Annotated in this window: 19 protein-coding genes; 9 read left to right on the top strand and 10 right to left on the bottom strand. The window is 67.1% G+C overall.

All coding sequences use genetic code 11. From position 1 onward, the window contains the following. Positions 1-75 precede the first annotated feature (75 nt). The gene (locus JTJ31_RS09915) at positions 76-708 is read left to right on the top strand and encodes a GntR family transcriptional regulator (RefSeq protein ID WP_207538483.1); all 633 of its coding nucleotides are present in this window, start codon (positions 76-78) and stop codon (positions 706-708) included. A gap of 93 nt (positions 709-801) precedes the next feature. On the opposite strand, the gene JTJ31_RS09910 is transcribed toward JTJ31_RS09915, so the two are convergent. Both JTJ31_RS09910 and JTJ31_RS09905 read right to left on the bottom strand, forming a co-directional pair. Further along, positions 802-2,304, bottom strand: a complete 1,503-nt coding sequence (locus JTJ31_RS09910; protein ID WP_207538482.1) for a flavin-containing monooxygenase — start codon at positions 2,302-2,304, stop codon at positions 802-804. Positions 2,305-2,448: 144 nt separating this feature from the next. Beyond that, on the bottom strand, positions 2,449-2,883 hold the full coding sequence (locus JTJ31_RS09905) for a DUF488 domain-containing protein (RefSeq protein ID WP_207538481.1): 435 nt from the start codon (positions 2,881-2,883) through the stop codon (positions 2,449-2,451). 464 nt (positions 2,884-3,347) lie between these two features. Between JTJ31_RS09905 and JTJ31_RS09900 the strand changes: the two genes are divergently transcribed. After that, complete coding sequence (locus tag JTJ31_RS09900; RefSeq protein WP_207538480.1) at positions 3,348-4,316, top strand: tripartite tricarboxylate transporter substrate binding protein; 969 nt, start codon at positions 3,348-3,350, stop codon at positions 4,314-4,316. A gap of 579 nt (positions 4,317-4,895) precedes the next feature. Here JTJ31_RS09900 and JTJ31_RS09895 read toward each other — a convergent pair. Then, positions 4,896-6,782 (bottom strand): alpha/beta hydrolase domain-containing protein, encoded by a 1,887-nt coding sequence (locus JTJ31_RS09895; protein ID WP_207538479.1) that lies wholly within the window; start codon positions 6,780-6,782, stop codon positions 4,896-4,898. A 341-nt stretch (positions 6,783-7,123) separates the two neighbouring features. Between JTJ31_RS09895 and JTJ31_RS09890 the strand changes: the two genes are divergently transcribed. Continuing rightward, positions 7,124-7,672: a DUF488 domain-containing protein gene (locus JTJ31_RS09890; protein WP_207538478.1), complete on the top strand. Its 549-nt coding sequence runs from the start codon at positions 7,124-7,126 to the stop codon at positions 7,670-7,672. A 245-nt stretch (positions 7,673-7,917) separates the two neighbouring features. On the opposite strand, the gene JTJ31_RS09885 is transcribed toward JTJ31_RS09890, so the two are convergent. The 6 genes from JTJ31_RS09885 to JTJ31_RS09860 all read right to left on the bottom strand — a co-directional run bounded on the left by JTJ31_RS09885 (position 7,918) and on the right by JTJ31_RS09860 (position 12,663). Continuing rightward, entirely contained in the window at positions 7,918-8,271 is a 354-nt protein-coding gene (locus tag JTJ31_RS09885) for an MFS transporter (protein WP_207538591.1), read from the bottom strand. 11 nt (positions 8,272-8,282) lie between these two features. Next, positions 8,283-9,485, bottom strand: a complete 1,203-nt coding sequence (locus JTJ31_RS09880) for an MFS transporter (RefSeq protein ID WP_207538477.1) — start codon at positions 9,483-9,485, stop codon at positions 8,283-8,285. Continuing rightward, a complete protein-coding gene (locus JTJ31_RS09875) occupies positions 9,478-10,425 on the bottom strand; it encodes a ring-cleaving dioxygenase (RefSeq protein ID WP_207538476.1) in 948 nt (315 codons plus the stop codon). Before JTJ31_RS09875 ends, JTJ31_RS09880 begins: the two co-directional genes overlap by 8 nt. Positions 10,426-10,513: 88 nt before the next feature. Next, positions 10,514-10,927: a cupin domain-containing protein gene (locus JTJ31_RS09870; protein ID WP_207538475.1), complete on the bottom strand. Its 414-nt coding sequence runs from the start codon at positions 10,925-10,927 to the stop codon at positions 10,514-10,516. Positions 10,928-11,122: 195 nt separating this feature from the next. Continuing rightward, positions 11,123-11,872, bottom strand: coding sequence for an ABC transporter permease (locus tag JTJ31_RS09865; protein ID WP_207538474.1), 750 nt, complete (start codon positions 11,870-11,872; stop codon positions 11,123-11,125). Then, positions 11,869-12,663: an ABC transporter ATP-binding protein gene (locus JTJ31_RS09860; protein WP_207538473.1), complete on the bottom strand. Its 795-nt coding sequence runs from the start codon at positions 12,661-12,663 to the stop codon at positions 11,869-11,871. Before JTJ31_RS09860 ends, JTJ31_RS09865 begins: the two co-directional genes overlap by 4 nt. Before the next feature lie 158 nt (positions 12,664-12,821). On the opposite strand from JTJ31_RS09860, the gene JTJ31_RS09855 reads away from it, so the two are divergent. Next, the gene (locus tag JTJ31_RS09855; RefSeq protein WP_207538472.1) at positions 12,822-13,796 is read left to right on the top strand and encodes an ABC transporter substrate-binding protein; all 975 of its coding nucleotides are present in this window, start codon (positions 12,822-12,824) and stop codon (positions 13,794-13,796) included. Here JTJ31_RS09855 and JTJ31_RS09850 read toward each other — a convergent pair. Further along, positions 13,783-14,973 (bottom strand): oxidoreductase, encoded by a 1,191-nt coding sequence (locus tag JTJ31_RS09850; protein WP_207538471.1) that lies wholly within the window; start codon positions 14,971-14,973, stop codon positions 13,783-13,785. The two genes, JTJ31_RS09855 and JTJ31_RS09850, sit on opposite strands and share 14 nt — an antisense overlap. Before the next feature lie 226 nt (positions 14,974-15,199). Between JTJ31_RS09850 and JTJ31_RS09845 the strand changes: the two genes are divergently transcribed. From JTJ31_RS09845 to JTJ31_RS09825, 5 genes are all read left to right on the top strand, one after another. Next, positions 15,200-15,838 carry a cupin domain-containing protein gene (locus JTJ31_RS09845; protein WP_207538470.1) on the top strand — a complete coding sequence of 213 codons (639 nt, stop codon included), beginning with the start codon at positions 15,200-15,202 and terminating at the stop codon, positions 15,836-15,838. A gap of 74 nt (positions 15,839-15,912) precedes the next feature. Then, a complete protein-coding gene (locus tag JTJ31_RS09840) occupies positions 15,913-16,773 on the top strand; it encodes an FAD binding domain-containing protein (RefSeq protein WP_207538469.1) in 861 nt (286 codons plus the stop codon). After that, complete coding sequence (locus JTJ31_RS09835; protein ID WP_207538468.1) at positions 16,770-19,100, top strand: xanthine dehydrogenase family protein molybdopterin-binding subunit; 2,331 nt, start codon at positions 16,770-16,772, stop codon at positions 19,098-19,100. Before JTJ31_RS09840 ends, JTJ31_RS09835 begins: the two co-directional genes overlap by 4 nt. Further along, on the top strand, positions 19,097-19,594 hold the full coding sequence (locus tag JTJ31_RS09830) for a (2Fe-2S)-binding protein (RefSeq protein ID WP_207538467.1): 498 nt from the start codon (positions 19,097-19,099) through the stop codon (positions 19,592-19,594). The genes JTJ31_RS09835 and JTJ31_RS09830 overlap by 4 nt, the downstream gene beginning before the upstream one ends. After that, a complete protein-coding gene (locus JTJ31_RS09825; protein WP_207538466.1) occupies positions 19,570-21,843 on the top strand; it encodes a xanthine dehydrogenase family protein molybdopterin-binding subunit in 2,274 nt (757 codons plus the stop codon). The genes JTJ31_RS09830 and JTJ31_RS09825 overlap by 25 nt, the downstream gene beginning before the upstream one ends. Positions 21,844-21,859 lie beyond the last annotated feature (16 nt).

Genomic DNA, 21,859 nt, shown 5'->3' with positions numbered 1-21,859 from the left:
GCACCAGCGAAACATCACGCTCCGCGTCCTGCTGTTGCGTCGCCCACCGCGACGGAGCGGCGGAGCGGTGGGACCGTGAACTACATCGTCAATGATGTGCAGGAGGCGATCCGGTCGGGCCGCCTTGCCCTCGGCCAAAGGTTGATCGAGGCGGACTTGGCCCGCGAACTCGGCGTCAGCCGCGGCTCCCTTCGCGAGGCACTGAACCGGCTCTCGACGGCTGGACTCGTGGAGATCGTGCCGAACCGTGGTGCCGTGGTCCGGCGCCTCAGCCGCAAGGAGGTCGCAGACCGGTACCAGATCCGCGCCCGGCTCGAGGGTCTGGCCGCAGCGCTCGCGGCAGAACGTCTGCACGAGGCGGACCACCGGGACCGCCTGCTGTCCGCGGCACCCCCGGCTTCATCTGGGGCGCCGTCCGTTGAGGAGTACCGGCGGGACAATTACCGCCTGCACGAGACCATCGCTGATCTGTCGGGCAACCCGCAACTCGCCGCCCTCATCCGCCAGCTCTGGTTGCCGGCGCACATGGTGGAACTGCGCGGGTCGCTCGACACTGGCTTCCATCGTGAGTCGGCCGAGGATCACCGCCGCATCGTGGATGCGATCCTGGCGCAAGATCCCACCGCCGCAGATGCAGCCATGCGCACCCATCTGGAGGCGCGCTGTCAGGTCATCCTCTCGCTGCCTTCTCGGGTTTTTGGCGAGTGAGCGGCCGAGCCGGTCTCGTTCCTCCGCTTCGCCGCCGTTTCCGCTGGCAGAGCAGCTCCGCTCATCCACGTGTCGGGGTTCTTGAGGCCCAGCCTAGCGATAGACGAAGATCGGGTCGGTCATCGCGATGGCGGGGAAGGACTTTCCGTCCTCCCAGTGGTCCTGGCTGTGCCCCCATTCCGGCTTGGCGCCGCGCTTCGGCAGCAGGTGCAGGCCGCGGGTCAGATAGCCAGGGTTAAAGTCCTCAGGATCCGTCCAGGGCTGCAGCGGCATCTCTGCATCCTCGGGCCGCAGCGAGACCTCCACCTGCCGCGCGCCGGTTTGCCGCATGTGCTCCAGAAGCCGGCAGACGAAATCCGCCACGAGATCCACCCGCAGGGTCCAGGCCGCCCGAAAGTAGCCGAAGACCCAAGCGAGGTTCGGCACACCGGTCAACATCATGCCCCGGTAGGTCACGGTCTGCGCCAGGTCCAGCTTCCGCCCGTCCACCTCGAAGGGAATGTCGCCGAGGACGCTGAGGTGGAAGCCCGTCGCCGCCACGACGATGTCGGCTTCCAACTCCTGCCCCGAAGCGAGGCGGATGCCGCGCTCGGTGAAGCTCTCCACCGTGTCGGTGACGACCGAGGCCGTGCCCTCGCGGATGCAGCGGAACAGATCCCCATCAGGGATGTAGGCGATGCGCTGCTGCCATGGCCGATGGCGCGGCATGAAGTGGGGTTCGAGGGGATGGTCGGGGCCGAGATGCTCGCGCGCCTGTGACAGCAGCTCGGCCTTCACCGCTTCCGGCTCCGTGACGCAGCGCCGCGCGAATTTGGCCTGCTCGTGCTGGATCTTGCGGCGGACGATCTCGTGGATCCATTCCTGCGGAACGCGCAGCTCGCGCAGCTCTTCGGCGATGGGCAGGGCGATGCGGCCGCTGCGGTAGTAGATCGGCGAGCGCTGCAGCAGCGTGACATGCGCGCATTGCCCTGCGATTGCCGGGACCAGCGTCGCCGCCGTCGCGCCGGCACCGATGACGACGACACGCTGGTTGGCGAGGTCCAGATCCTCGGGCCAGTTCTGGGCATGAACGATGCGTCCACCAAAACGCTCCATGCCGGGCCATTCGGGCAGGTGGCCTTCAGCGTGGCGATAATAGCCCTGGCACATCCAAAGGAAGCCCGCCGCGATCCGGAATGGCTGGCCAGTGCCGGTCCGGCACCCTTCGAGCATCCAGCTGGCCGCCGCGCTGTCCCAGCGTGCGGCGGTGATGCGGTGCCGGTAGCGGATGAAGCGGCCGAGGTCGTTCTCCTCGATCACCTCTCCCATGTAGCCCAGGATTTCCTCCGCGGTCGCCAGCGGGGCCCCCGTCCAGGGCTTGAAGCTGTAGCCGTAGGTATAGAGGTCGCTGTCTGAACGGATGCCCGGATAGCGATGGACCCGCCAAGTGCCACCGAAGCTCTCCAGCGCCTCCAGTACGATGAAGCGCAGTCCCGGAAGACGTTGAGCCAAGTGCCACGCCGCGCCGATGCCGGACATGCCGGCGCCGACGATGACGACATCGGCCATCTCCACTTCCGACTCTGCAGCGTGAGCGCGGGCCTTCGTTTCGGCCATACCGGCACTTCCTCCCTGGCCGCGTCGTCAGGCGTGGCCGACGCAGGAACCCTATGCGCGGGCGTGGCGCGTGCAGCGTGAATTCGATGTTACGAGGGCATCTAGCGGCTTGCGGCATTGGCATTGGGCAGCCGGCTGCCCTCATCACGATGACCGAAGGTGCTTCACCGGCAAGCCGACCGCCTCGGCTACGAGGGTGCGGTGGCAACGAGCGGGATCTGCCTCCAGGCAGAGAAGGCAGACGGGCTCGCGCCGTGCCTGCTCTGCAAGGTCAGCCAAGGCCGCCTGAGCTTCCACTCCCTCTAGATGGGCGCGGAAGATGCGGCGCATCTCCTCGGGTCGTCCCTCCCGGGACGCCTGCCGGCCGGCGGGCGGTGTGCCCAGGGCACGGAGGTGACGGTATCCGATCCCCGCCTCGGCCAGCGCCGCCGAAAGGGCTGTCTTGGCGAAGCCCGGACGACGGCTATTGGCGAGAGCACGAACATCCACGACCATCCGCACGCCGCCGTCCCGCAGCGCAGCGACTAGTTGGTCTGGTGTCGCATCCTCATAGCCAATGGTGGCGATGCTGTCCGTCACGAAGGGGGCGCTCCCTGGGATCCGATCTGCCGGGACAACGCTTCCCCCTCTGCCTTGGGTTCCGCTGCGTAGTGCAAACCTCCTTCATAAGGGCGAGGTGAGCCGGCCCGCGCTCCCGAAATCCGGACCATCTCGGCCCATCGCGGAACTTCGGCGCGCAGCCGGGGCTCGAGGGCCTCGGGCGTCGAGGCTTTGAGCCGCGCCCCGATGCCGATCGGCAGCCTGCAGTGGCCAGATGGACTGTCACGCCGAGCCGAACCGGATGTGACGCGCGTTGCAATCCGCCGCCATGGCGATGCTTATCGTCTCAGCATTGGACCGGCGATCCGCGGAGTGATCTCTCGACTCTGCGCTTTTCAAACCTCCTCACCACGCCCGTGTGGAGGAGGGACTTTTGACATCCCTGGACCTGTCGGGTGTTGGCCAGTCATGATGCCCGGAATGCAAAGGAATAAGGGGGAGACATGACCAGCCTGCGCCGCAGCCTGCTTGCTGCCACTGCCGCATCACTCGCCGCGCCCGCACTTGCCCAGCCGTCCTGGCCGAACGGGCCCATCCGCCTCGTCGCACCTTTTCCCCCCGGCGGGTCCACGGACGCGTTGGCGCGCATCTTCCAGCCCCATCTGCAACAGGCGCTCGGCGTGCCCATCGTGGTGGAGAACCGCACCGGGGCCTCGGGAGCCATCGGCACAGCTAGCGTGGCGCGCAGCGCACCGGACGGAAACACCTGGGTGTTAGTCTTCGATACGCATGCGGTGAACCCAGCGCTCATCCCCAATATGGGCTTCGATACCGAGCGCGACCTGACGCCCCTGCTGATGTTCGGCACCGCGCCGATGGCATTGACGAAGCACCGCGCCCGGCCCTGGGGCAACTTCGCGGAGGTCGTGGCCGCCGCCAAGGCGCGCCCTGATACCATCACCTTCGGCACCATCGGCAATGGCTCGCTCGCGCATCTGACCATGGCGCTCGTGTCCAAGGCGGCTGGCATCCAGCTCGTGCACGTGCCTTATCGCGGGGGTGGTCCGCTTGCCGTGGCTGCGGTCGCGGGTGAGGTGGACCTGCCGATCGCGACGCGACCCGCCATCGGGGCCCATGTGGACTCGGGCGCACTCGTGCCACTTGCACAGACAAGCGCAAGTCGTTCGCCCACCATGCGGGATGTGCCGACGCTCGCCGAGGCAGGCGTGAACGGCATCGATGCTCGCGCCTTCTGGGGATTTCTCGGCCCGGCCAACCTGCCGGTTCCCATCAAGCAACGGATGGAGGCCGAATTGCGGGCGGCACTTGCCAAGCCTGAGGTGGGCCAGCGTGTGCAGGCGCTTGGGATCGACCTGGACCCACAAGGCGAGCCGGTCTTTGCACGCTTGCTGGCCAACCAGATCGCCACCTGGGGGCGCGTGGTGCGGGAGAATAACATCCGCCCGGATTAATGCGGACAAGCCTACCGCTTGTGCGCCATTCCCTGCGTCGAGTGGAGATGAACCGGCCGGCAGGAAGGACCGCTCCTGCTTGATGATGGACGGGCACTCCTCGTCCTCGATCTTGCAGCGGGGTCCGTCCGCCCGCCTCATAATTTGGTGCGGCAAACCGCTATTCGGGACTGAGCAGTCGCGATGAAAGCATACCACTTTGTGCATGTGCTGTTACATGTCGTAACGAAGTATTTGTTCGAGTATCGCGACAAGTAATGTTTAAGGGATTCAAGCCTTTGCCGCTTCTTTCCCCCAACCCCGGCGGCTGAGGTGAGGCCGTGCGGGATTCCCCCTCCCGCACGGCCGCCTTCCAGTCCCCTAGAGTACCCCGACCGGCTTTCAGATCCGAATCGATCAGGCGTCATGGATCGTAGTGCTGCTTACTTTCCTTCGCATCAAAAAACTACCCACCCCCTCAAAAGCTCGGCGCATTCGGTTCGCCGCCGGATGGTCAAACCGCCATGATGGTGGCCGCCAGCAGGTCGGATCCGACGACCCGCTGGCACCGAGAGGCGAGCTTGCCGCGCAGGTGCACGCTCAGGGCGAGAGCGCTCCATTCTCTGCCGCAGTGACCATGGCGGCGGCATCCTCGGGCAAAAGGAGGCGCTCGCCGACGAGGCGTTCCGCGGCCTGCCGCACCGCAGCGACATAGGCGGCCGGCGTCTCATAGCGTTCCTCGAGGGAAGGCCGCAGGTCACCCGCCGCTTCGCGGGCGGACGCGCTTGCTGCAAAGGGAACGACGCTCCCCTGAAGCGGGCAAAGCATCCCCTCTCCATAGCCGCTCGCGCGCGGGTTCCAGGCCAGAAGCGAAGCCCGTGGTGCTTCGACCGCCGGCAGGCGGATGCCAGCGATTGCCATCCCATCGAGGTCAAGGCGCGGCACGTAGACAGGGAATCGTCCCAGTTCGCGCGGCGGTACCACGGAATGATCGGACTGCGCCGCAGGCACGTGTATCCCCGAGTAGGGGATGCTCCGCAAAGCAACTGGCAGCGCCTGCGCAGGATCCACCAGCGTGCCGGCCGCCAGGCTCGGGGCGCGGTTCGCAGGCGGTTCGCTCTCGCCGCGCACCCATGCCTCTAGGTGCCCGAGCAACGCCCGCATCGGCGCGCCAGCATGGACGGGGCTGACGGGCAACGCACAACTCGCAAGCGTACGGGTTGCGGCTCCAGGCTCGGCAAAGTGCGGCGCGCCGGTGACCATGTAGGTCCGCACGTCGCCTGGAAGGTCCAGATGCCTTCCTCCAAGGTCCGTGACAACAAGGGAGGCCCGGGCGCCCCACCACTCGTACTCCGTATCGGTGTGCATCACGCGAGGGCAGGTCGAGGAAAGGCGGCAGCGCCTCATCAAGCTGTCCCGCTCGCCGGTGAAGGGATTCAGGACTTCGCTGTACGTGAAGGGAAACGCATCGGCGGGCCAAGCCGGGTCCTGGAGGTGCCGTGGTGCCTTGTCGGGACGCGCAAAACGCGTGTTCATGAACAGGCGGCGGCCACCCGCGACGTGGGGCATCAGCCCGTCAAAGACTGCGCGTCCCTGCGTGTCCTCGTTGAAGCCAAGATAAAGAAAATCCCGCAGGAAGCGCCCGGACTGGGAAACACCGAAGCCAATGCTGCGCCAGACCTGGCCTGCCAGCGGGTTCGTCCCACCCGTTTCGTGCCGGAGGAAGCTGGCCACATCACGTATTGCTGCGAATCCGAGGCCAAGGACCTGCGGATCACGCGCGGTATAGGTGAGTTCGTAGATGGCGCCCGCGTCGAAGCCTGCGGGGCGCATCACTTCGACACGGTCCTGCGCGGTGAAGCGGAAGGAAAGATCCGGGGGAGTCTCGCGCGGGCCATCCCACCGATGGCGCACGGTAAGCCGTGCGTCGGACGGGTTCGCAGCCGGGTAATGCAGGGCGGCTACCGTGCTGGGGCGGTTGGCATCAACCTGCAGCTCCTCCCGCATAGACCCTGAGACGCCCTGCAGAACAGGCAGCGTAATCCCCAGCTGGCCCGGCGCAGGCCTGAAATCACCTTGCCAGCCGACCCAGACCAAGGTGTAGCCCTGGCGGAACAGGAAGCCATTGCCGGCTTCGCGTTCGCTGGCCGCGGTCGGGCTTCCGTTGAAGAGCGGAAGCGCAAGCTTGCGGCCGCGATTTGGAACTTCAAGGAGCATCGTGCCGTTGCCACGCGCTGGATCCGCAGGGCGGAGGATCGTGACGTCGGCAACGGCCTCAACCTGTCCTTGCGCATTGCGGGGTGCGAGCGCGAGGTCGGCGATGACGCCATTGCGCGGGTTGGCCGGATCGAGCGCTATGGTGGCGCGAGCCGTGATACGTTCGTACCGGCCGGCCGCGCCGAACTCACGGCCGTCCAGGATGATCTCTGCGGGCCCGGCCGGCTCGAATCTGAGCACCTGGGATTGTGCAGGGGACAGAAGCGGCATCAGCAAACCAGCCGCAAAGAGGTATCTCACAATCGGCGTCACGGCATTGCTCCATGGATGATGGGAAGCCACTCCGGTCAATTGAGGCTTATTCTGGCCCCGTGAACAACCGGGTTAGGCACCGCGCTTGGTCAGCAAGCCTGAACGAAAGGATGCCGCCATGACGTTGGGACGCCCAGCGAGGATCGGGAGGCGACCACCGACTTGCCGCCCGGTCGGCGCACAGGCTCCCGATCCCCAGTTCGTCGAGCCTCATGCGCAAGTCTGCTGCAGCTCAACCGCCGGCTCGCTGCGGAAGTTTTGCTTGTGCTGAAGGGTGAGCTATGAGGTGAGTTGGCAACATGGGCCGGATTGAGGATGCATATCCGGTCTACACCATCGGCCATTCCACTCGTTCGATCGATGAGTTCGTCGAGCTGTTGAGTGCCGGCAACGTGCAGCATCTGGTGGACGTGCGAAGCATCCCCCGATCGCGCACCAATCCGCAGTACAACCTCGACACTCTGCCGGCCACGCTTGCTGAGCGGCAGATCCGCCACACCATCATTCCAGAACTTGGGGGCCGCCGCAGCCGGCTGCGGGAGGTGCCGCCGGACGTGAACGGCTTCTGGGAGAACCAGAGCTTTCACAACTATGCCGATTACGCCATGTCCGAGGCATTCCTCCGAGGCTTGAATCTTCTGATGGACCTCAGTGTCGAAGCTCCTTGTGCGATCATGTGCTCGGAGGCAGTCTGGTGGCGCTGCCATCGCCGCATCATCGCAGACTACCTTTTGGCCAATGGCCGGACGGTTCTGCACCTGATGGACAATGGCCGGATCGAACCAGCGAAGATGACGCCGGCCGCGGTCATCCATGAGGGCGTCCTGACCTATCCATCGGTTGTTTGAGAGGGCTCGGAGTCGAGTCGCTTCCTCCTCTGGTGTCCAAGGCAGGCTGCCAGTTTGGGGCAGGAGCCTGGAGGATACTGGACCGGAGAGGGCAGGGGAGCCGCGAGGCCAAGGTGCCCCCCTGGGCTGTGCGCGGCAGCCTCCTCGGCGATTAAAGGAACCAGCTTGGTCCAATGCCTGCATAGCGATGGCGGTATCTGGGACTTGCCTGTGGGAGAGCAAATACATCCCAAAGCGCCACAGGCTCACGCTTCGATGTCGACATCCTTGGTTTCCGTTCCGAGCAGGAGCGCGATGAGCGTCAGCGCTGCCATCACCGAAAGATAGACTCCTACCCAGAACGGGCTGCCATCGCCGGCACGCCACAGTGCCACGGCGATAAACGGCGCCACCGCCGCTCCGAGGATCGACGACACGTTGTAGGAGATCCCGGAGCCCGTGTAGCGCACATTAGCCGGGAACAACTCTGGAAGCAGCGCGCCCATCGGGCCGAAGGTCAAGCCCATCAGGGTGAAGCCGAGGACCAACCAAGCCATCACGCCAGCGAACCCAGCCGACAGTATCGGCACCCAGAGCAGCCCGAAGAGCGCGATGGCCAAGGTGGTCCAGATCAGGGTTCTGCGACGGCCCCATCGGTCGGCCCATGGCCCGAGACGAGCGTGAAGACACCGAAGAAGACGACGCCGACGATCATCATCAGCACGAAGGTGGTGTAGTCGTAGCCGAGGCCGGGGACCGCGCCCTCCGCCGGCGCGCGGCCGTAGCTGAGCGAGAAGGTGGTCATCAAGTAAAAGAGCACGTAGGTGGCGAGCATATAGAAGGTGCCGAGCACCATCTCCTTGCCATGGGTCCGGAAAACCTCGGCAAGGGGCAGCTTCGTGACGCACCCGCGCTTCACTGTCTTCGCGAAGGCCGAGCTTTCCACAAGATTGAGCCGCACCCAGAGCCCCACCACAACCATGATGGCTGAGAACAGGAACGGGATGCGCCAGCCCCATTCAAGGAACGCCGCGGACGGCCGGGACGGGTCCGCGGAAGGAAGCAACGCCGCGATCACGAGGAACAGGCCATTGGCAATAATGAAGCCAAGCGGCGCGCCAAGCTGCGGGAAGGTGCCGAAAACGGCACGCTTTCCGGCTGGGGCGTTCTCCGTCGCGACGAGTGCGGCGCCGCTCCACTCGCCGCCAAGCGCAAAACCCTGAGCCAGGCGAAGCATCACAAGCATTGCCGGGGCCACCCACCCCACCGTCTCATAGGTCGGCAGCAGGCCGATGAGGAAGGTCGCGATGCCCATGGTCAGCAATGCACCCACGAGGGTCGCCTTGCGACCGCGCCTGTCGCCCAGATGACCAAAGAAGACCGCACCCAGTGGCCGCGCAATCATGGCGGCGCCGAAGACAGCGAAGGAGGACAGGAGCGCAGTCGTCTCATTTCCGGTTGGGAAGAAAAGGTGGGGGAACACCAGCACTGCCGCCGTCGCATAGACATAGAAGTCGTAGAATTCGACCGTTGTGCCGACGAGACTGGCGAAGATCACGCGGGAGCGCGGATTGGCTGGCGCCCCTACGGCATGGTGATCAGTGGCTGTCTCTTGCATGGGGCTGTTTCCCTGCCTTTGGTCGGGGCGTGCGGAAAGGGCCAGTTCGGAGCCGCCCTGGCCGTCGTGGATGCCCATGCTCAACGCGGCCGCGCGATTGCGGGATCGCAAAGTCGCTCGAAACTTAGGTCTGGAGGAAAACTTCGACTCCCTTCGGACAGCGGGGCAAAACTCCCTGTCCTGACCAAGGGGCGCTCGGCTCCTTCGCTCACCCAATCGGCTTCAATCGGCGCTCGATGGCGGCGCGCTGCGGCTCCAGGAAAGGCGGGAGGACCAGGCGGTCGCCCAAGGTCTCAAGCGACTCGTCGGCGGTGAAGCCGGGGCCTTCGGTCGCGATCTCATAGAGGATTCCGTTCGGTTCGCGCGTGTAGAGGCTGCGGAACCAGAAACGGTCCACCGGCCCGCTCGAGCGGATGCCCAGGCGCTGCAGCCTTTCGACCCAGGCTGCGTACTCCTCATCCCGCACGCGGAAGGCGACGTGGTGAACGCCGCCCGCACCTTGCTGCGCGGGCGGCAGGTCCGGTTCGACCCGAACGTGAAGCTCTGCCCCTGGGCCTCCCTCGCCCATCTCATAGACCTGGACGGTCACGGCCAGTGTATCCGGCGCCGCGTGGCTGCGGACCGGGCGCATGGCCATCACTTCCCTGAGGAAGCGGTCGGATGGGCCAAGCTCCGGGACGCTGATGGTGATGGGCCCGAGACCGCGGATCTGGTGGGCTTCCGGCACCGGACTGCGGCTCCAGGGGTGGGCAGGGCCGGCGCCGCCATCATCCAGCAGGGACAGGCGCTGCCCTTCCGGATCCTCGAAGTCGAGCTGCCGCCGCCCATCCACCTCGCGCACGGGACCTCGCCGCACGCCTGCCTCTTCGAGGCGTTCGGCCCAGTATTCCAGCGCGTCTTCACCAGCCACCCGGAGTGCGGTGCGCACGATGGAGTTGGTGCCGCGTTGCTCGCGCTCTACGGGCCAATCGAAGAAGGTAAGATCGGTGCCGGGACTGCCGATGCCATCCGCGTAGAATAGGTGGTAGGCGCTGGTGTCGTCCTGGTTGACGGTCTTCTTGACGAGCCGCATCCCGAGCACGCGCGTATAGAAGTCGTGATTGCCGCCCGCATCCGCCGAGACGGCGGTCAGGTGATGGATGCCATGCAATTGCATCGCGCCTTCTCCTTCGCTTTGCCCCCAGGCGCTGCCGCCAGGACCAATCCAATTCGGCTTTGCCATGAGCAGCGCATGATCGCGTTTGCTAGTGAGCCGGGTCGAGAAACGGCGTGCCGGGATCGCTGACATAGAAGATCACCACCCGGGTCGGTTCTGATCCCCGGTTATAACCCGTCATCCGCACATTCGGCGGTTCGACCATCGCTTCGCCCGCCCTGGCAATGACTGTCTCTCGCCCCTCCATCTCGAGGGTGAAGGCGCCCTCCAGGATGTAGACCGTGACCGGGAACCGGTGCGTGTGGAACGGTGTCGCCTGCCCAGGCTGGATGGTCGCGACGAATACGCGTACCTCCTGCCCTTCGCCGCGCGGCATGCCCTGCACGACCTCGCGCAACAGCATGTCCGGCCGTGCGGGGGGCTGCTGCTGCGCCGATGCGACACCCGATAGGCCGATTACGGACGCCACAAGCGCGGCGGCAAAGCCTGACGTAGGGCGCATGGTTCGCTCCTCTCGCTTGAGATCCGAGGAGGGTACGGCCAACAAGCAGGAGTTTGGCAAGCAAACTCCTCGGGCTCGGTTCCTGTCGTCAGCGCATTGGGCCCAGACGGTCCGCCCAGGTGGTGCCTACGCTGCCGGCCGTCTCCGGCCAGGGCTACGGCAAAGCCACGGACATTCCTCATCAAGCAGCGAAATCTACTTGCCGCCCCAACGGACAAGCCGCTTCTCGGCTACGAGGAACAGCAGGTTGAAAGCGTAACCGAGTGCCCCGGTGAGGAAGATCACCCCGTACATCAGGCCGCTCTCGAACAGCGCCTGCGCAACGATCACGCGTTGGCCCAGCCCGTCGGTGCTGCCGATGAACATCTCCGCCACCACGACGATGACGAGCGCAAGTGACACGCCTTGCCGCATCCCGACCAGGATCTGCGGCATCGCCTCCCAGAGCAGCACGTCCCAGACGATGCGTGCCTCTCCCGCGCCCATGACGCGCGCCGCGAGCACCCGCGTGCGGCGCGCATTGATCACCCCGTAGGCCGCGTTGAACAGGATGACGAGCGTCGCCCCGAAAGCGGCGACGGCCACCTTTGTGCCCTCGCCAACACCAAACAGGATGAGGAAGAGGGGAAACAGAGCGGAGGCGGGGGTCGAGCGGAAGAAATCCACCACGAACTCCACCGCGCGGTAGACCCGCTCCCGCGCGCCCAAGGCCAAGCCAAGCGGCACGCCAATGGCGGTCGCGATGGCGAAGGCCTGCACGGTCCGCCAGACAGTGCGCAACAAGTCGTTCCACAGCGGCCCACGCGCGAACTCGGCCACGGTGTCGCGCCAAGTATCAACCGGGGAAGGAAGCAGCACGGGGTCGGCAACGCGCAGCCAAGTGGCAAGCCACCAGACTGCGACAAACCCAGCCGCCCCGAGCACGGGATGGAGAAACGCCCTCATACCCGGCCCGCCACCGCTGCCTCGAACACATCGAGGCAGCGCCGCTTCAGCGCGACGAAAGACGGCTCCGACAAGGTGTGAGAGGTACGCGGCCAGGGCAAATCCACCGCTACGTCATCGGCGACCGCGGTGGGCCGGCGTGTCAGCATCAGCAGCCGGTCAGAAAGGGCAATGCTTTCCTCGAGATCGTGCGAGACGAGGATCGTCGTCACCCGAAGCCGCTTCAGCACATCCTGGAGCAGGGCGCGGAGGTCGAGCGTCGTCTCGTAGTCGAGCGCCGAGAAGGGCTCGTCCAGAAACAGCACCTCCGGCTCCACCGCCAGCGCGCGCATGACCGAGACGAGCTGCTGCTGTCCCCCTGAAAGCTCATAAGGGTAGCGTCGGAGGTCGAAGCGAACCTGGAAATCAGTGGCCAGTTGCTGAAGACGCCGATCGATCTCCCGTCTCGGCAGGCCCAGGCGCCGCAGCGGGTAGCGGATGTTCTCCTCGGCACGCAACCACGGGAACAGAGCTTCGCGGTAGTTCTGGAAGACGTAGCCGATGCGGGTCTGCCGCACGGTGCGCCCGCCGTAGAGGATGCTGCCGCCATCGATCGGCATGAGGCCCGCGGCCATGTTGATGAAGGTGGATTTGCCGCAGCCATTGGGACCAAAGATCGCCAGGATATCGCCGCGCCGCACGTCCAGGTCGAAGCCGGAATAGACGGGCAGGCCGCCGAAGGACTTGCGCAGACCGCGAACGGTGATCGCGCTCTCGCCGGTTGCCGCCTCGCTCCTGACCCCGTCGTCCATCACCGGCTCCGATTGCGCAACTTGAGCCAGATTAAAGCTGCCTCGCCCGCAGTGACAAGCGCAGCACAGAGTCGAGGCGGGCACATTCGCTTGCTCTCGGCCGGCGCAGCGTGCTGAACTCTTGTTGAGTGGGATTGAAGAGAGGGGAACACCGTACGATGCGCCGCCGCTGCCTCATGGTCGCCACCGCCACGCTCCCTTTGGCCATTCCGCGCCTCTCCAGGGCCCAGGCGGCCGAGCGCGTGCGCGTCGCCATCTTCAATGTAACGACCACCCTGCCATTCCACATAGCGCAGGAGCGTGGCCTCTTTGCCCGGCATGGCATCGAAGCGCAGCCTATCATGCTCCAGGCGCCGCCCCTCATCGTCCAGGCCATGATCGCCGGGGAGGCCGATGCCACCTCGAACCTCGTCACCATTGAAGGCGCCAACATCAACGCCCGCCGCGCGGGCACCGCGCTGTTCTTCTCGCTGAACGGCCAGAACGCCGCGCACCGGATGGAGCAGTTCCTGGTGCGGCCCAACTCTTCCGCGCAAACGCTGCGCGACCTGCGGGGCGCGCGTATCCTCACCCCACCCGGGCCGGCCAATGTCAACGCCGCACGCTTCGTGCTGCGTTCCGTCGGGCTGACGGAAGGGCGCGACTTCACCCTGACCGAGCAACCGATGGGCGTGCATGTCGGCGCGCTCCAGGCCGGAACCTTTGACGCCGCCTACACGATCGAACCGGTGGCGAGCATCGCGCTCAGGCAGGGCGCGGCGCGCCTGCTCGAGGCGGGCGTCATCTCCACCCACCTCCTTGGCCGATCCGACGCGCTGACCTGGGCTTCCGGCCCGGCCGTGACCGAGGTTTTCCTTCAGCGCCGGCCGGAGGCCGCGCAGCGCTACGTCGCCGCATGGCGCGACGCGCTGGACCTCATCCGGCGCGACCCTGCCTCGGTCCGGCCCCTCTTCGCGAGCCACATGAACACCCCGGCCGATCTCGCGGATGCCATCCCCATGCTGGACTTCCGCATGGCACAGGACCTCACGCCCACGGATATCCAGGACTTCCAGCGCTTCATCAACGTCGCGGTCGAGCAGGGCGTGGTGCGGGAGCGCGTGGATGTGAGCACCATGATCAGGAGCCTGTAGCCTGTCGCAGCCGCCAAAGCGCGTGTCGCATGAGGTCGCGCGGATCTCGCCTCCAGCACTTCAACGCGTCGTAGCCATCATGCATGAGGCAGATGTTGCAGGAGACGCAATCCACCATTCCGCGGCGCCCTGCCGCGATCTGGTTGGGCAGGTCGGGCTCGCGAACCAGCGGACGGGCCAGGGAAAGGAAATCGGCGGCACCGGAATCAAGGATTTCTGCCATCCGGTCCGTGCTGCGCACGCCGCCCACCAGGATCACCGGGATGCCGACCCGTGCCTTGATGGCATGGGCAAGGGGCAGATAGTAGGCTTGCTCGCCTTCCGGTTCCCAGAGGCGCGGCACGACCCAATCGCGCAGGGCTCGCCCGGCACTGACGCCGACATAGGGGCGGATATTCTCCTTGTAGCTCCGCATCAGGTTCAAGCTGGGCTCCACGCCGTCCAGCCCCCGCGCCACAAGAGTTTCGAGCCGCGCAAGCCCTTCCTCCAGCGTCAGCCCGCTCTCAGCGCTGTCCGCCACGCCATAGCGCGCGGTGATCGGCACCCCGGGTCCGACCGCTTTGCGAATGGCGTCGTACACCGCAAGAAGGAAGCGGCCGCGCCGCTCGCTATCGCCTCCCCAGCCATCCTTGCGCCGATTGCTCAAGGGCGAGGCGAATTGCGCCGCCAGGTAGCCATTGCCCCCGTGGATATGGATGCCGTCGAAGCCGGCTGCTACGGCCCGGCGCGCGGCCTCGCCGAAGGCGGCCACCACCTCTTCGATCTCTGCTTCGGTGATCTCACGCGGCGCGCCGGGATAGATCGCGCTCGCGACGCCGGAAGGGGCCAGAGGAGTCAGCCCTGGCATCATAGTCTGGCTGCCGGCATGGGAGAGTTCGGCGAAGATCCGGGCGCCGGCCGCATGTACTTCCGCGGTCAATTGCGACAGCCCCTCGATAAAGCGGTCGTGGTGCAACGCCATCTGCCGCGGCGAGCACTGCCCTTCGGGCCGCACGAAGATGTGGCCGGTGAGCAGCAGCCCTGCGCCGCCTCGGGCCAGATCGCCATAAAGGCGGATGAGACCCGCCGTCGCAGCCCCGTCCTCGGTCGCCATTGTCTCTGAGGTCGGAGCGCGGACCAGGCGGTTGCGCAGCGATAGCGAGCCAATCCGGCTTGGCGCCAAGTAGGGCGGGGTCACTTTGCGCGCCCCGTACGGGTCCGATGCCCGGTTGGAATCAGCGGATGCTGGCGCGGCGAGGCGATCTGCGGCATTGGCGACTCAATAAGGTTCGGCACCCATCAAGATATGGTTCGGCACCCATCAAGGAGAGGATATGCGGACGGCATTGGGCAAGGCTGGTACGCGCCGTCAGGGTGCAGAAAGGTCGCGGCCGGCAGGAAAGCCGCGCCCCGAAGGCGGGAAGTTGAGCGCTGCGAAAGAGGCGGCGCCGGCAGCGAAAGGGAGTGCCGCGCGGGGGCCTGAGGCGGCCGGCATCGCGCACGAGACCGGGGCCCTTATCCTGGCGATCGGCGCGAAGCTTCGGGCCCTGCGCCAGGCCAAGGAGATGACGCTGCACGACCTCGCCGGGCGCACCGGGCTGTCATCCTCCATGCTCAGCCTGCTGGAACGCGGGAAGGCCGCACCTTCCATCGGCACGCTGGTTGCCATCGGTTCGGCGCTCGGTGTGCGGACGGCTGAGGTCCTGGCGGGCCCTCCGAGCTCCGGGTCCACGCCCTCGGTTTCGCGGCGCGCAGACCAGACTGTCCATGCGACGCCGGATGGGGTGCAGCGACGCATCCTTTGCAGTGACCCCGGCAATGGCATCGAGATCTCGATGGTGGAGTTCGGCCCCGGCACGGCGAGCGCCCCCCGCCCCACTGCCCATGGCGGCTACGAGTTCGGCGTGGTGGTCGCCGGTGCGCTGGAGGTAACGGTGCGCGGCAAGGTATTCACCCTCAAGGAAGGCGACCTCGTCTCCTACGGCTCGACCGATCCACACCGCATCGTCAACCGAAAGAGGCTTCCGGCCCGCGCGCTCTGGGTCAACTTGCTGCAAAGCTGACATGGCGGCTTGCACAAGGGGAAGCCTGCGGTTTTAATCACACTCAAGGTCGCCCTCGGGGATTCTCCACCCGCATGAAGCCAGCCGCCTTCGATTATTTCGCGCCACGCAACCTCGATGAGGCCGTCGCACTCCTGGCTAAGCATGGCGAGGACGGGCGCGTCCTCGCCGGCGGCCAGAGCCTTGTTCCCACCATGGCTTTCCGCATGGCGCGCCCGGCGGTCCTCGTGGACATCAACCGCATCGAAGGGTTGGGACACCTCTCGGCGCAGGAAGGCCAGCTCCGCATCGGTGCGCTGGCACGCCACGCGCATTTCGAGTCGGCGGTGACGCCGGGCCCGCTCGGCGCGCTGCTCGCCCGCGTAGTGCGCCACATCGCACACCCACCAATCCGGATGCGCGGCACATTTTGCGGCAGCCTCGCCCACGCCGACCCTGCCTCCGAGTGGTGCGCCACGACCCTCGCGCTGGGCGGCACCCTGGTCCTGCGCTCGGCCGGTGCCGACACGCGGGAGGTCGCGGCCCGCGACTGGTTCCAGGGTGTCTTCACCACAGCGATCAGGCCGGGGGAGATGCTGGTGGAGGTCCGCCTGCCAGTGCTCGGCCCCGAGTGGAGCTGCGGCTTCGCGGAGTTCAGCCGGCGCGCCGGGGATTTCGCACTCGCGATGGCGGTCTGCGCGCTTCGCCTGGACCGTGGGCTGATCCGCGAAGCGTCCATCGCTCTCGGTGGGCTGGGTGGACGGCCGGTCCTTGCGCTGGAGGCAGCAGCGACGCTGCTCGGGCAGGTGCCCTCTGCCGAGGCCGCAAGCGCCGCAGCGGAGGCCGCCGCCGCGCATTGCGATCCGCATAGCGACGTGCACGCCCCTGCGGAGTACCGGCGCGACCTCGTGCGCGCCATGGCGCGGCGCGCCCTCGCCCAGGCGGGCGTCGCGTGAATTGGGTCGGGCGGCGGCTGCCGCGCACCGAGGATCCACCTCTGCTTCGGGGCGAAGGCCGCTACGTCCCGGATATCGCGCTGGGTGCTCGAGCCGTACGGTTCCTCCGCAGTCCGGTGGCGTCTGGCCGCATCGTCTCGCTGCGCGCGCCGGCGGGACTGCCGCCGGGCGCGCTCTTCGTGACAGCCGCCGACATGCCCGAGGCGCGCGGCATCCGGCCGGCGCTGCGCCGCTTCGAGTATCGTGCGGTGGAGCAGCCCATCCTTCCCCGCGAGCGCGTGCACTTCATGGGTCAGCCCATCGCCCTGATCGCCGCCGAGAGCGCCGAGCTGGCCGAGGATCTGCTCGAGCAGGTCGAGCTGGAGATCGAAGCGGAGGACCCGGTGGTGGGGCTTGAGGCGGCCCTCGCCCCCGGGGCGCCCGCGGTGCACGCCCTGGCGCCCAACAACGTCATAGTCGAAGGCGCGATCCGGCCCGATGGTTTCGCCGACGCCATGGCCGGCGCCGTCCATGTCGTCGAGTTCGCCTTCCGCTCGCGCCGGCAGAACGCGACGCCGCTGGAGGGGCGAGGCGGCGTGGCGGAGTATGATCGCGCCACCGGCCGGCTTCGCCTCGCGGCCTCCTGCCAGATGCCGCATATGCTGCGTTCGGGAATTTGCGAGGTGCTTGGCCTGCCAGAGGCCGACCTGCAGGTGGTGGCGCCCGATGTGGGCGGCGGCTTCGGGCAGAAAATGTCGCTCTTCCCGGAATACCCGGCGCTCGTGTGGCTCGCGCGCCGTTACCGCGGCCGCTTCGCCTGGATCGAGGACCGGTACGAGAACCTCATCGCCTCCGCCCATTCCCGCGACCAGAAGCACATCCTGCGCGCCGGCTTCAACGCCCAGGGGCAGATGGTCGCGCTGGAGGCAGACATCCTGGCCGATATCGGCGCCTTCTCCTGTTACCCGACCACCTGCGCCGTCGAGCCACTCATGGCGCTGGCCGAGTATCCCGGCCCCTACAAGATCCCGAGCTATTCGGTGCGGGCGCGCGGCGTGCTGACGCATTCCTGCCCGGCCGCGCCCTATCGCGGCGTGTCACGCCCGGTCATCACCTTCGGTATCGAGCGGCTGATGGACCGCGCCGCAGCCGCCATCGGCCTTGACCCGGTCGAGATCCGGCGCCGCAACCTGCACGACGTGTTCCCGGCAAAAAGCCCGACCGGCTTCACGCTAGACGAAGGCTCCTACATCGAGGCGTTGGACGAGGCCGCGCGGCACCTCGACATCCCCGCTTTTCGGGAAGCGCAGGCGGAGGCGCGCCGGGGCGGACGCCTTCTGGGCCTCGGCCTTGCCGTGTTCAACGAGCGCACGGGCTACGGCACCCCCGCCTTCGCCGCACGCTCCATGGAAATCGTGCCGGGGTACGAGGTCGTGGACATCGCCATGACACCGACGGGCGAAGTCGAGGCCCGCATCGGCGCCTCGCCGCACGGGCAGGGCCTCCGAACCACCCTGGCCCAGATCATCGCCGACCGGCTGGGGATCGACCCCTTGGCGGTCCGTATCATCCATGGCGACACCGACCGCACGCCTTATGGCTGGGGCACCTTCGCGTCCCGCTCCCTCGTGGTGGGCGGCGGTGCCTGCCAGATCGCGGCGGACCGGCTCGCCGCGAAGCTGCGGCGCGGGGCCGCGCGGCTGCTCCAGTGTGGGGAGGAGGAGGTGGTGTTACGGGACGGCCTCGCCGTCACCGGGGCCGGTGCCTCGATCCCGCTGCGCGAAGTCGCCCGCATCGTCCACCAGCGCAGCGAGTTGCTTGCCGACGAAGTGGGTTTCAACCTCGCCGAAAGCGGCAGCTACGACCCGCCCGGCACCTTCTCCAATGCCTGCCACGGCTGCATCGTCGAGGTGGAAAGGGAAACGGGGGCAGTGCGTATTCTCCGCTATCTCGTGGTCGAGGATGCAGGACGCATCATCAATCCCATGATTGCGGACGGGCAGGTGCGGGGTGGCGTGGCCCAAGGCATTGCCAACGCGCTTCTCGAAGAGATCCACTACGCGCCCGATGGCAACTGCCTGTCCGCCACGCTGGCGGACTATATCCCACCCACCTGCGCCGAAATTCCCGAGATCGAGATCCACCACCTCGAAACCATCAGCAGCGCCACGCTGACGGGCGCCAAGGGCCTTGGGGAGGGCGGGACGATCGGGGCGCCGGCGGCGCTTTGCAACGCCATCAGCGACGCGCTCGCCCCCTTCGGGGTGGACATCGCCGAGTTCCCGGCCACGCCGCCGCGCATCCTCGCGCTGATCCGCGGCCGTCGGGCCGTGTGGGAGGCCGCATGAACAAGCGAGAGGTCGTCTTCACCGTCAACGGCGAGACGCGCCGCGTCCTCGTCGAGCCACGTCGAACCCTGGCCGACACGCTTCGCGAGGAGTGCGGCCTGACCGGGACGCATCTCGGCTGCGAGCACGGCGTCTGCGGTGCCTGCACCGTGCTGGTGGATGGGCAGCCGACACGCTCCTGCCTGATGTTCGGGGTTCAGGCAGAAGGCGCCTCCATCCGCACGGTCGAAGGCCTCGCGGCACCCGATGGCACGCTGAATCCGCTTCAGCGCGCCTTCTGGGAGAATCACGGGCTGCAGTGCGGCTATTGCACGCCGGGCTTCCTCATGCTCGCGACGTGGCTGCTGGAGCGCCCGACGCCACTCGATGAGGAAGAGCTGCGACACGTCCTCTCCTCCAACCTTTGCCGCTGCACGGGCTATCAGAACATCCTGGCTGCCGTGCGCGCCGCTGCGCGGGAACTGGACCGATGGACGGAATCGGCGCCCGCCTGAAGCGCTTCGAGGACCCCGCGCTGCTGCGCGGGGAGGGGCGTTTCGCCGCCGACCTCGACCGCCCGGGCCAACTCCATATGCGTGTCGTGCGCTCCAGCATCGCCCATGGCCTGCTGCGTGGGGTGGACGCGTCCGCCGCACTCGCCCTGCCGGGCGTCGCCGCGGTGTGGACAGAGCGCGACGTCGCCGACATCCCGCGTATCGGCTTCCGCATGATGGGGCTTACCCACCTCGAACCTTATCGTCAGCCGATCCTGGCGCAGGATCGCGTCCGCTATGTCGGTGAGCCGGTGGCCGTCGTCTTCGCCGAGGACCCCTACCTGGCCGAGGATGCCGAGGAACTCGTCCTCGCCGAGATCGAGCCGCTGCCGGTCCTGCTCTCGGCTACCGAGGCGCCGCGCGACTTCAGCGCGACCCACGGCACGGAGGCCGCGGTCCTCCGCAAGAGCTATGGTGACCTCGACGCCGCCTTCGCCGCGGCGGCCCATGTGGTAGAGCTGGAGCTCTCGGTCGGGCGTCACTCCGGAGTGCCGCTCGAAACCCGGGGGGCACTCGCCTATCTCGACGAGGAGGGTGTGCTGCGCATGCTGGGCGCCGCCAAGGTGCCGCATGCGAACCGCCTTGCCCTCGCGCGGATGCTCGGCCTCGACCCGGCGCAAATCCACCTGCACGAGGGCCATGTCGGTGGAGGCTTCGGGATCCGCGGAGAACTCTACCCGGAGGACGCGTTGGCCTGCCTCGCGACGCTCCGCCTTGGCCGCCCTGTCAAGTGGATCGAGGACCGGCGCGAGCACCTGATGGCCGCGAACCATTCCAGGCAGCAGACCCACCGCATCCGCGCAGCCGTGGATGCGGTGGGCTTCGTGCTCGGCGCCGATGTGGAGTTCTTCCACGACCAGGGCGGCTATGTCCGTACCCACGCCGTGACCGTGCCTGACCTCGCGGCGGCGATGCTTCCCGGGCCCTATGTATTTCCCGCCTATCGCGCCGTTGGGCATGTGCGCCTGACCAACAAGACGCCGGGCGGCACCTACCGCGCGCCGGGACGCTACGAGAGTTCCTTCGTGCGCGAGCGGCTGATGGACGCCGTCGCTGAACGCCTCGGCCGGGATCCTGTCGAGATCCGGCGGATCAATCTTATCCCGCGCGAAGCGATGCCCTTCGACCGCGGCATAGACACGCTGGGGACGCCGCTCGTCTATGACAGCGGCGACTACGAGAAGCTGCTCGACAAAACGCTCCGCCACGTCGGCTGGGAGGCGCTGCAGGCCCGCCTGGCTGAACGCCGCGCGAGGGGCGAAAGGGTCGGCGCCGGTCTTGCCCTCTTCGTGGAGAAGAGTGGCCTTGGTCCCTTTGACGATGTGCGGATCGAACTCGACCGGGCAGGCCGCGCGACCATCGCTACCGGCGCGGCCTCGGTGGGGCAGGGGGTCGCGACGGCGCTGGCACAGGTGGGTGCGGAGGCGCTTGGGATTCCCGCCGCCAACATTCGCGTCATCCACGGTCAGACCGATGCGGTTTCGCGCGGCATGGGCGCCTTCGCGACCCGCGTGACGGTAATGACCGGGACGGCCATTGCCATGGCCGGGGAGAAGCTGCGGCAGAAGCTCATAGCACAGGTCGCCCTTTTGCTGCAGCGCCCCGCCGACAGGCTCGAATTGGTCGGCGGCGTCATCCGCGCCACCGACGGCTCTGGCGCCTCTGTCGCAATCGGCGACGCGGTGGCGGCATGCCTTGCCGAGACAGGGGGCGATGCGCTGTGCGAGGAGGCGAGCTTTGAATCCCACCACATGACCTATCCCTACGGCGTGCACATGGCCGTGGCGCGGGTGGACGTGGAAACCGGTGGCGTCGTGCTTGAGCGGCTAATGGCTGGCTACGACATGGGCCGCGCGGTGAACCCCATGCTCGTCGAAGGGCAGATTGCGGGTGGCCTCGCGCAGGGGCTGGGCGGCGCGCTGCTGGAGGAGTTCCGCTACGACGCCGAAGGCCAGCCTCTCTCCATCACCTTGGCCGACTACCTGATGCCCACTGCCAATGAGACGCCAGAGATAGACGTGCTTCTGACCGAGGATGCGCCGAGCGGCATCGGCCTGCTGGGCGTGAAGGGCGCAGGGGAGGGAGGCACGACCGCCGTGGGCGCGGCTATCGCTGCGGCGGTGGATGCGGCGCTCGGCGGCAGAGTCTTCGTCAGCAAGCTCCCCATCTCGCCGGCGCAGCTGCGGCGCTGGATGGGGGATAGCGCTTAGAACTTCCTATCCGCGG

This window comes from Sabulicella rubraurantiaca (genome assembly GCF_017355885.1).
GTDB lineage: Bacteria > Pseudomonadota > Alphaproteobacteria > Acetobacterales > Acetobacteraceae > Roseococcus > Roseococcus rubraurantiacus.
The sequence above is the reverse complement of the archived record's forward strand: the minus strand, read 5'-3'. Positions and strand labels throughout refer to the sequence as shown.

Bases quoted from the DNA above. Each gene is read 5' to 3' on its own strand.
- JTJ31_RS09910 (WP_207538482.1), bottom strand. From the start codon at position 2,304: ATGGCCGAAACGAAGGCCCGCGCTCACGCTGCAGAGTCGGAAGTGGAG.
- JTJ31_RS09900 (WP_207538480.1), top strand. From the start codon at position 3,348: ATGACCAGCCTGCGCCGCAGCCTGCTTGCTGCCACTGCCGCATCACTC.
- JTJ31_RS09895 (WP_207538479.1), bottom strand. From the start codon at position 6,782: ATGCCGCTTCTGTCCCCTGCACAATCCCAGGTGCTCAGATTCGAGCCG.
- JTJ31_RS09890 (WP_207538478.1), top strand. From the start codon at position 7,124: ATGGGCCGGATTGAGGATGCATATCCGGTCTACACCATCGGCCATTCC.
- JTJ31_RS09875 (WP_207538476.1), bottom strand. From the start codon at position 10,425: ATGCAATTGCATGGCATCCATCACCTGACCGCCGTCTCGGCGGATGCG.
- JTJ31_RS09870 (WP_207538475.1), bottom strand. From the start codon at position 10,927: ATGCGCCCTACGTCAGGCTTTGCCGCCGCGCTTGTGGCGTCCGTAATC.
- JTJ31_RS09865 (WP_207538474.1), bottom strand. From the start codon at position 11,872: ATGAGGGCGTTTCTCCATCCCGTGCTCGGGGCGGCTGGGTTTGTCGCA.
- JTJ31_RS09860 (WP_207538473.1), bottom strand. From the start codon at position 12,663: ATGGACGACGGGGTCAGGAGCGAGGCGGCAACCGGCGAGAGCGCGATC.
- JTJ31_RS09855 (WP_207538472.1), top strand. From the start codon at position 12,822: ATGCGCCGCCGCTGCCTCATGGTCGCCACCGCCACGCTCCCTTTGGCC.
- JTJ31_RS09840 (WP_207538469.1), top strand. From the start codon at position 15,913: ATGAAGCCAGCCGCCTTCGATTATTTCGCGCCACGCAACCTCGATGAG.
- JTJ31_RS09830 (WP_207538467.1), top strand. From the start codon at position 19,097: ATGAACAAGCGAGAGGTCGTCTTCACCGTCAACGGCGAGACGCGCCGC.
- JTJ31_RS09825 (WP_207538466.1), top strand. From the start codon at position 19,570: ATGGACGGAATCGGCGCCCGCCTGAAGCGCTTCGAGGACCCCGCGCTG.